At 71.5% G+C, this 6,572-nt stretch carries 5 protein-coding genes; all 5 read right to left on the bottom strand.

Annotated elements, in window-relative coordinates; genetic code table 11:
* The coding region (locus tag ABZ656_RS55455) for a WXG100 family type VII secretion target (protein WP_360279981.1) at positions 1 to 2,498 on the bottom strand (2,498 nt) is incomplete at its 3' end.
* 143 nt (positions 2,499 to 2,641) lie between these two features.
* A complete protein-coding gene (locus ABZ656_RS55450; RefSeq protein ID WP_129592190.1) occupies positions 2,642 to 3,382 on the bottom strand; it encodes a hypothetical protein in 741 nt (246 codons plus the stop codon).
* A 2-nt stretch (positions 3,383 to 3,384) separates the two neighbouring features.
* Positions 3,385 to 3,678, bottom strand: a complete 294-nt coding sequence (locus ABZ656_RS55445) for a hypothetical protein (RefSeq protein ID WP_101402701.1) — start codon at positions 3,676 to 3,678, stop codon at positions 3,385 to 3,387.
* Between the two features lie 85 nt (positions 3,679 to 3,763).
* Complete coding sequence (locus ABZ656_RS55440; RefSeq protein ID WP_101402700.1) at positions 3,764 to 4,102, bottom strand: WXG100 family type VII secretion target; 339 nt, start codon at positions 4,100 to 4,102, stop codon at positions 3,764 to 3,766.
* Positions 4,103 to 4,315: 213 nt separating this feature from the next.
* Positions 4,316 to 6,430, bottom strand: a complete 2,115-nt coding sequence (locus tag ABZ656_RS55435; RefSeq protein WP_360279984.1) for an AAA family ATPase — start codon at positions 6,428 to 6,430, stop codon at positions 4,316 to 4,318.
* Positions 6,431 to 6,572: the final 142 nt, after the last annotated feature.

Below are 6,572 nucleotides of genomic sequence, written 5' to 3'. Positions count from 1 at the left end.
GCGGCGCCTCCCGCGCGCTGACGCGCGCCCGGCGGTACCGGCATGGCTGCCGCAGCCGCCCCGGCCACCGCCGAGGCGGTCGCGGCAAACGCGGTCGCGGCCGTGCCCGACAGTTCGGATCCCCCGGACGGCGCCCCGGCCACCGGGTTCACTCCTGCCTCCGGCCCGGCTCCTCCGTCGCCGGTCCAGGGCGCGGTCACGCCCTCCAACAGCCCTGAGGCGTCGGGCCGTTCGCCGCCCGCTCCACCGGCGGCCCCGGCCCCGGCCGCACCCATGCCCGGCATCATCGGCATCATCGGCATCCCGGCACCCACGCCACCGGCCTCGCCCGCCGCCGCCTCGGAGGCCGGCTGCGATCCCGACTCCGGTGCCTGAGCCAGGCCACCGACCGGATCGACCGACTGCCCCACATCCAGCCCGGACAGACCCGGACCACCCGCCGCCGCACCCGCCACCGGATTCACCTCCGGCAGCGCACCGAGTTCCTCACCACCGGTCCAGGGTGCCACCTCGCCGCCCAACAACCCGGAGGCGTCCGGGCGTTCGGCACCCGCCCCCGCGCCTCCGGCCGCCCCGGCGCCCATACCCGGAGCCATCGGCATCATCGGCATCCCGGCACCCGCACCACCTGCCTCGCCCGCCGCCGATGCCTCGGAGGCCGGCGACGACCCCAATTCCGGTGCCTGAGCCAGGCCACCGGCCGGATCGACCGACTGCCCCACATCCAGCCCGGACAGACCCGGACCACCCGCCGCCGCACCCGCCACCGGATTCACCTCCGGCAGCCCGGCCAGGCTCGCGCCGCCGCTCCAGGGCTTGATCTCACCACCCAACAACCCCGAGGAGTCGGGGCGTTCCGCACCCGTCCCCTGCCCCCCGGCGCCGGCGCCCATGCCCGGAGACATCGGCATCATCGGCATCCCGGCACCGCCACCGGCCGCGCCCGCCGCCGACGTATCGGGCAGGCCCGGCGTGGAGACGAGGTTGGAGGACGGCATCGCGGTGCCGAGGCCGGGCGCGCCGCCCACGAGGTCGCTCGGCAGCGCGTTCGGCGCTCCGATCGCCCCGATGTCCGGGGCACCGGCCCCGCCGGCTTGCGGAAGAGTGGTCCCCGCGCCGCCGGTACCCAACTCCGGTATCCGGGCACCGCCGGTCCAGGCCGTGACCGGCTCGGCCAGGCCCTGGCCCGCTGCCGAGGAACCGGTGTTCCCCGTCGACGGCGCGGCCACGGAGCCGAACCCGGGCAGGGGGACACCGCTGCCCGCGCCGGTGCCCGTGGCCGGATTGAGGATGTCGTTCAAACCGCTGCCCGCCGTGCCGGGGAACGGCTCGATCGTGCCGGCCCCGGTACCACCCCCCGCACCGGCGCCCGTTCCCGCACCACCGGTCCCGGTCTGCAGGTCGGGCGTCGTGGCGCCCCCGGTGAACGGGTCCACCGCACCGCCCGAACCACCGGAACCGCCCTGCCCCGTACCGGGGTCGTTCAGGTTCGGCAGTGCCGGTCCGCTGCCCCCGGCTCCGAGGTTGCCTGTCGAGGCTCCGCCAGGGAACGGCGACACCGCGCCGGTGCCTCCCAGGTCCCCCGTACCACCACCAGTCCCGCCTCCGCCTCCGGTGTTCAACGAGCTTAGGTCGGGCGCGCCCGCACCGCCGCCTCCGCCACCCCCCGCGGTGCTCAGGTCGGGGCCTCCGCTGCCGCCGCCCCCCGCGGTACTCAGATCGGGGCCTCCGCTGCCGCCGCCCGCGGTACTCAGGTCGGGACCACCGGAACCACCGGAACCGCCGGAGCCACCGGAACCACCGCCCGTGCTGCCGGGGTCCTTGGTCGGTGGGGTGACCGGCTTGGGCTGCACACGGCCGAGGGTCTGGGTCACCTGCGCGTAGTTGGTGGCGAGCTTCTTCAACTCGGCCCGCATGTCGTCCGTCATCATCTGCACGAGTTCGGGCTTCTGGCTGATCGGCATCAGGCCGTTGGCCATGGGCTGGACGCCGAGCTGGGCGGCCTGGTTGGCGTACCAGGCGTCGATGGCGTGGATGTTGGCCTGGGCGACGGTCAGCGCGTTGGCGCTCCAGACGAGGTTCTGGGCAACCGAACTGCCGGTGGACCCACCGCCGAGGGCTTCGGCGTTCGAGGCCACCTGCTTGGAGAACGTGGTCATCGTCTCCATGAAGGTGTCCGCCGCGCCGCCCTGCCAGGGCGCGCCGTTGCCTCCGGCCAGGGCTTTGGACTGGTCTGCCAGACTCTTGGCTACCATCGCCATGACTTCCTGGATGTACTGGAAGTCGTTCGCCGCCTGCATCAGGGTCTCTGGGGAGGACACGGACGACGCGCGGGCGCCGCCGCCCTCACCGGGCACCAGGGCGGAGCCGCCCGTGATGGCCGCCATGATCTGCTTCCAGTCCCAGCTGTCGTAGTCGGACGGGGAGCCCTGGACGGTCGGGTCGGCATAGATGCCGCTGCCGTCCTCATGGAATCCGCCCTGGTTGTAGTCCGCCATAAGCCTGCGCTCTCGTCTGGAGCCTCGGCCTCCGGCACGCGAACACGACGACGGCGGAAGGACCGAGCGCTGAATACGTCCATGCCTGAGCCGCTGTTGGCGGCACCGGGTCGCGGTGCCGCCAACAGCGGCGAGTACAACGGTTATTGACCGGACCCGTTCCCTGAACCGTTGCCGGAACCGGAACCGTTACCGTTGCCGGAACCGGAACCGTTGCCGGAACCGTTGCCGGAACCGGAACCGGAACCGTTACCGTTACCGGAACCGTTACCGTTGCCGGAACCGCCAGTGTTGCCCCCGCCGCCCGTGCCGGTGGAATTGACGGTTGCACCGCTGTCGTTTCCCAGCTTCTGGAAGTCCGCCAGGGGGTCGCTCAGCGCCTCCTGGAGGTCGCTGGTCTTGATCTTGGAGAGTTGGGCGGCCGAGCTGTACTTCTTGCTCACCGCCTGCATCCCGTTGCTGATGTCCTGCAGTCCCTCCGCGAGGTCGGAGAGGGTGTTGTAGTACCGCTGCTGGAGGCCACCGCCGCCGTTGGGGCCCGAGGTGTTGGACCGCAGTTGGTAGGCGTCGTAGAAGGCGCCCGGGTGTACTGCGGCCGCCGAACCGGACGCCATCCGGTTGCGTGCCTCGATGACGTGCGGCACGAGGCTGGCAACGTTCTTGGCGAACTGGTCCATGGACGCCGTGTGCACGACCTCCTTGCCCGAGCCGCCCCCACCACCCTTGGGTACGGGAGGCGGGTCCGGGACGCTGCCGGACACCGGGCCGGTGACCACGGCCGGCCGGTGGACGCTCGTGGGGTCCCAGGCCTGCGGCGGTCCGGGGTCCGGTGTGGACTGGGGCGTGCCGCCGGGCCCGTCGGGACGGGCTGGGATGGCTGCCACGACTAACCGCCCCAGGTCTTCATGCCGAACGCGTGAGCCTGCAGGTACTCCTCACGGCACTGGTCGGCTGCCTTCTGGGCCGCCGCGGCCTGCGTCTGCATGTCCGCGACGGTCTGGTTCCAGTTCAGCTTGTGCTGGTCGAACAGGTCCTTGACGTCGCTGATCCAGCCGGTCAGCGCCTGGGTGTTGCCGGAGCCGAACTGCTGGTTGAGCTCGTTGATCTCCGACTGTACAGTGCTCAACTGGGTGAGCGTCTCGTTGAACGCCCCCCAGTCGACCGCATAGGTCTCAGCCATCTTTCTATCTCCTTGGTGGTTGGGACACAGCGCCCCGGTGACCGGGGGTACCTGGCGCTGCGCGAAAGTCGAGGGGACGCGCCGGTCAGAAACCCTTGAGCGTGACAGGCAGGGCGAGCGAGGAGCTCAACTGTCCCGCGGTGTTCGAGGTCGACTGGTGTGCCTGGGTCTGCACGTTCCCGGTCCCGATGATGCGCTGGTGCATCTCGTCGAGAACCGCGCCGACCTTGGCGTAGTTGGCCATCCACGCTTCGAGGGCACTGTGGAACTTGGCACCTGCTTCGCCCTTCCAGCCCTGCTCTGCGCGGGTCGCCAATTCCCTCATGCGCTGAAAGGACGCACGGTGGTTCTCCAGAGTCTGCAGGTGGACCTGTGCAGACTGCTGCATTCCGGCTAGGTCTACGGCCTCGATGTTCGACGCCATACGGAGTCCTCCAGTAGGTTTCAGGAGTGTCGCGGGGCGAGTTGCCCGCGTGTTTCCATCTTGTTCGCCGACCGGGCCCGAGCACAGTTTCCCGGGCCCGGCCTGCCCGGTGTGACAGCCTCTCTGCCCGTGCGCTCCAGCGGCCGCGTCGGCCTGCGCCGGTCCTTCCCGCGCACCGGACACACGCCCGCACAAGGGCCGAGACGACCCCGGCTAGGCGACCGGCAGCCTTTCCGTGGCGTCGTCCCAGGTGTCCTCGTGGAGCAGATCGAGCAGGCCCGAGACGTCGGCGCCCTGGACGACGCGTGAGACGGCCAGGTCGGCCAGCCGGTCGGCGAACGCGTGCGCGTCGAACGCACCGCGCACCGCGGGAGTCCGGGTGAAGTGCGCGGCGAGGGCCTGCAGCACCCCGTCCCCGGCCTCCAGCCCGGTCGCGGTCAGCCGTCGCACGGCCAGCAGAGCCAACTCCTCCGGCAGGTACGGCGCGAAGTCGGCCCGCACCGGGAAACCACCGGCCAGGTCGGCTCCCGGCGCGGCGCCCAGCAGGGCGCCCAACGGCCCGGGGGCTCCGGACAGGACGAGTACGACGTCGTCCCGTCGCGCGGCCGTCTCCCGTACCGCGGCGACCAGGGCCGTGCGCTCCGGGAGCATCCGGGCTTCGAAGAGCTCGTCGAGTTCCAGTACGAGTGCGCCGCCCGCCGCCTCGTCGAACGCGGTCAGTACGTTGGCCTCCGCCTGGCCGGGCCAGCGGGCCGGCGTCGCGGACAGCAGCACCCGGTGCACCGTGCCGGTGGGCAGCACGCCGAGTTCGGCGAGGGCCTTCGCGTACAGCACCGCCACCGCGTCACGACCGCTGCCCTCCGGGCCGGCGAACACCAGGTTGGCCCGTCCGGCCAGCGGTTCGCCACGGCGGCGCAGCGGCACCAGTGCGGCCAGGCGGTCCCGGAGCGCTTGGCGTACGCCGTCCAGGCCGACGAGGGCGTTGATACGGGCGACGCTGCGGCCGGCCGCCGCAGCGGGCGGGGCTGCGCCCGGCGCCGCTCCACCGGCCGGAGCGGCAGGGGCGTTCTCGTCCGAACGGGCGGGGGCCTCGGGGACGGTCTCCACATCGTCCTCGGTGAGCCGGCTCAGTTCCGAGTCGCTGCCCGGCGGGGAGACTGCCAGCCGCGACGCCTGTCTGTTGATCATCGTTTCGAAGACCTGGCGGGCGACTCGGCCGTTGCCGAACGTGGGTCCCTTGGGGGTGCGTTCGAAGTAGCGGCCCACCGCTTCCAGAGCCCCGTCGGTGAGTTCGTAGTAATGCTTGGCGCACAGGCCCTGCACGATGGTGACCAGTTCCTCGACCGTGTAGTTGGGGAACTCCACCGTGCGCGAGAAGCGGGAGGCCATGCCGGGGTTGGAGGCGAGGAACTGGTCCATCTGCTCCGAGTAGCCCGCGACGATCACCACGATCTCGTCGCGGTGGTCCTCCATGAGCTTCATGAGGGCCTCGACGGCTTCCTGACCGAAGTCCGGGCCGGTTCCCTTGGACTGGTTGGTCAGGGTGTACGCCTCGTCGATGAACAGCACTCCGCCGAGGCCTCGGTTGAAGACCTCCGTGGTCTTGATGGCTGTGCCGCCGATGATCTGTGCGACCAGGTCGGCGCGGGACACCTCCACGAGGTGTCCCTGGGTGAGGATGCCGAGTTCGGCGAGGACGGCGCCGTAGAGGCGGGCCACCGTGGTCTTGCCGGTGCCGGGCGGACCGGCGAACACCAGATGCCTGCTCATCGGCGGCATGGGCAGGCCCATCTCCTCACGCCGTCGGGCCATCTTGTTCAGGTTGATGAGGGCGGTGACCTCCTGCTTGACGCTCTCCAACCCGACGAGGGCGTCCATTTCGGCCAGCGGGCCGGACCCGACATGGCGTGCGGTGGGCCGCCCGTCCTTGCCGGAACGGGCGTTTGCGGTGTCCGACCACCGGTGTCCGGCATCCGGTTCCGCGGTCCCGCCGTCCTCCGCCCCGGTCACGTTCACGGCGTCGAGTCGTGAGTTGGGGCGCAGCTGATGGAGTGCCTGGCCGCCGTTGTCCCGTATCTCGCAGTCATGGATCCGCACCGCCTCCTCGGTGTTGGTGCGGATGCCGTCCCCGGCGTTGTCGAAGACCACGCAGTGGGCGAGATCGGCGCGGCCGGTGGCTTGGATGTGCACGCCGTGGCCGTGGGCGCCGTGGACCCGGCAGCCGACGGCCGTGAGGTCGCCGCCGCCCGCGACCCGGATGCCGTCCGCGTCCGAGGCGGTGACCTCGGTGTCCTTCAGCTCCGCCTTCGCGTCGGCGCCGACGAGCACTCCGCAGTCCCGCAGGACGCACGCCTCGGCGACGGCGGTGGCCCCGGGCACCGCGAAGGCCGATGTGTACGGCTATGTCTCCGAGTTGCTCGCCAAGGCCACCGACAAGGGAGCCCTGGACAAGGAGATGACCGCCACCGAC

Source organism: Streptomyces sp. NPDC007095, assembly GCF_040634475.1.
GTDB lineage: Bacteria > Actinomycetota > Actinomycetes > Streptomycetales > Streptomycetaceae > Streptomyces.
This window is presented reverse-complemented; position numbering and strand designations above follow the sequence as displayed.